The 3,089-nt window shown below is 28.6% G+C and carries 3 protein-coding genes; all 3 read left to right on the forward strand.

The genetic code is table 11. The features are described 5' to 3' along the window. Positions 1-1,085: hypothetical protein (locus M0R36_11425; GenBank protein MCK9556401.1), on the forward strand; the 1,085-nt coding region annotated here is incomplete at its 5' end. Then, positions 1,082-2,728, forward strand: coding sequence for a glycosyltransferase (locus M0R36_11430; GenBank protein MCK9556402.1), 1,647 nt, complete (start codon positions 1,082-1,084; stop codon positions 2,726-2,728). The genes M0R36_11425 and M0R36_11430, both read left to right, overlap by 4 nt. Continuing rightward, on the forward strand, positions 2,728-3,089 hold a 362-nt coding region (locus tag M0R36_11435), incomplete at its 3' end, for a class I SAM-dependent methyltransferase (GenBank protein ID MCK9556403.1). The genes M0R36_11430 and M0R36_11435, both read left to right, overlap by 1 nt.

Consider the following 3,089-nt stretch of genomic DNA (forward strand, 5'->3'; position numbering starts at 1 on the left):
ATGTATGCTGGTTCAGTTTTGACAGGGTTAAGAATACAGCGTGGAGATGCTCAATGAGAAAAATTGTAATGGATATTGATGTAGAACAATCTAAAATAAAAAAAGGAGATATTTTAACTGTTGATGATAAACATGCAGATAAATGGATAAGACGGAAAATAGCCCATAATTATGTAGAGATAAAATCTAAATTTACCTATATTAATACTAAGATAAAGCATGTCCATATAAGAGATATGAAAGATGGTTGGATAATGCAGGTAATTGGTGATTATCTTGCACAATTAAACGATAAAGACATATTATTTACATCTGGTAAACAACAGGATTTTAATGCTGATATTAATTATTATATTAACTGGACAAATAATGAACCCCGATTGGATTTTTTAACGAAGACAAAGTGTGACATTATTTTGTTTACACATTTTGAAAAAGAGCATGTTAATGAAGAAAATGCAGTAATTAATTGGGCTGATAGATATACTTGTATGAGTGTCCATGGCAAACAACAGCTAATAAACAGAGGCATTCAAGAAAGTAAAATAGGTATAATAGAAGGTTTTGGTGTGTCAACAGGTTTTAGAAAGAAAATAGCTATAGGCTGGGCTGGAAGACCTTATCCAGGACTTGAACGTAAGGATGCTAATATTTTACCTAATTTGGCAAAGGATTTGGATTCAGATATATTTAAATTTATTTTTTATGACAAGAAAAAAGAATTAAACATGTTACTTTCTAAAATGAATAAAGTTGGTGCTGATGTTGAATTGTTATCAGCAAATTACGATTATTTTTTAAATTCTATTGATTATTATCTATCACCATCCCTTATGGAAGGTGGTCCAATGGACCTTTTAAATGCTGCTTATGCAGGAATACCAATTATATCAAGAGATATTGGATTTTTTCATACCATTAATACAAAAGAGGATTTCATGTTTAAAGATTATTCAGAGTTACTTAAATTTTTTAAAGCTATTGAAACAAATAAGAAACAAAAAATTAAGAATTTAGCCCCATATACTTGGGATACATTTAAACGATGGCATATTAAGCATTTTAGGAGTATACTTGAAATATGAAATGGGAAGATAAACCAGTAAGTATAGTAATTTTAGTGATGAATGAATATGACTATTTTAAACATTGTATAGAATCATTGATAAAATACACAGATAATTATGAATTGATAATAATCCAAAATAATTCCAATAATAAAATACAGGATTATATTGCCAATTTAAAGCTGAAAATTTTCAATCTTAAAGTTGTGTATAACAATGAAAATAAGGGCTTTCCTTATGGTTGTAATCAGGGCATCAAATTAGCCATACACCCTTTAATACTATTTCTTAATAGTGATACTGTTGTTACTCCCAACTGGTTAATTAAATTAAAAAGGTGTTTTGACAAAGTAGATAATGCAGGTATGGTTGCACCATATGTTTCAGAATCTGGTGGGAATAAACAGCAAATAAGGGAGATATATGAAAGACGATTCTTAATGAGTGACAATGATATTGATAATTTTGCACATATTATTTCTCTTCAGGAAGATTATTTACAGTGTCCTATTACTGGAAGTTGTTTTTTAGTTAAAAGAGAGGTTTTTGATAAGGTAGGAGTTTTTGATTATCATAAATGGCTACTTGGAAATGAGGAGGAAATAGAATTTCAATGGAGAGCTATGAAACTTGGTGGATACTATCCTTATTTATGTAAAGGTTGTTATATCCATCATTATGGAAATATAGCATGGAAAGAAATGAAAGTAGACCAAGCAAAATATAATATTGATAATAGAATAGCTTTTAGAAATAATCAGGCAACTACATATAAGTATAATTATGTTGATAATGATGTAGAGATACCATCAAATAGGAAACAACATGGTAAAATAGCTTGGTTAGCTGATTTTAAGATAGCTACTTATAAAGCTGGTGGAGCACAATATACAAATAGATGTATGATTGATTATGGTGTTAAGTTAGGTTATTCTATAGATTTGATAACTCCTGAAGATAAACTTAATAATAATTATGATTTATACATATTAAATAACATTAAATATTTTAACCATAATTTTATAAAGAAAATTATAAAAGACAAAATTTATATGCGTTGGGAACATGATTATTGGATAACAGGGGCATTATCACTATTTCCTAATATTTTAGATAATAGTAAACTGAACTTGTTTATGTCTGGCAGACATCTTGAGGAATGTTGTCAGATAATGGATATGAAAATACCTAAATCTACTTATTGCACAAGTCCCATAAATACTGATGTATTTTTTATTGATAAATCTATTATTAAAGATGATAATCTTATAATATGGACAGGTCATGATGACCCTGATAATAAAGGATTTACTCATGCTGTTAAATTTGCCCAAGAACATTCAGATAAAATATTTAAGTTTTTTGGTAAATTCCTACTGGAACATAAAAATTTACCAGATAATATGGAATTAATTGGAGAAGTTGACCAGACTATTTTTGCAAAATGGTTACAGAAAGCCAAATATGTTATGGCTTTACCTAATTGGATTGAACCTACAGGAAGGTCAATATTGGAAGGGCTTTTATGTGGTTGTGAATTGATTGTAAATGATAATATTGGATTTTTATATGAGCCAATAGATTTTAATAATTATGACCAATTAATTTGGCTTGCTCATAGTGAACAAAGATTTTGGAACTTAGTAGAGGGGATATTATAATGAAACTAAAAGATAAAAAATTGTTTGAAAGTAAATTTAAAGAACTTACTTGGTGGCACACGTTAAAAATAGAAAATATTACAACAGAGGGGCACTCTGGAGCACAATTTTGGACATTGTTTAATCTTCCAGAAGATTACATAAATAAACGAGTTCTTGATGTTGGTTGTGCTGATGGATTTTTTGCATTTAATGCCGAAGATAAAGGAGCTTTGGAAGTTGTAATGTTAGATGATGATGACAGACCAACAAGAAATTTGCTATTGGAATGTCTTGAAACAAAAGTTAAATTTGTAACTAAAGATATATTAACTGATGATTTAATTAATATTGGAAAGTTTGATATAATATTGTTTTTAGG

The organism is bacterium, from assembly GCA_023228325.1.
Lineage (GTDB): Bacteria > Auribacterota > UBA6266 > UBA6266 > UBA6266 > UBA6266.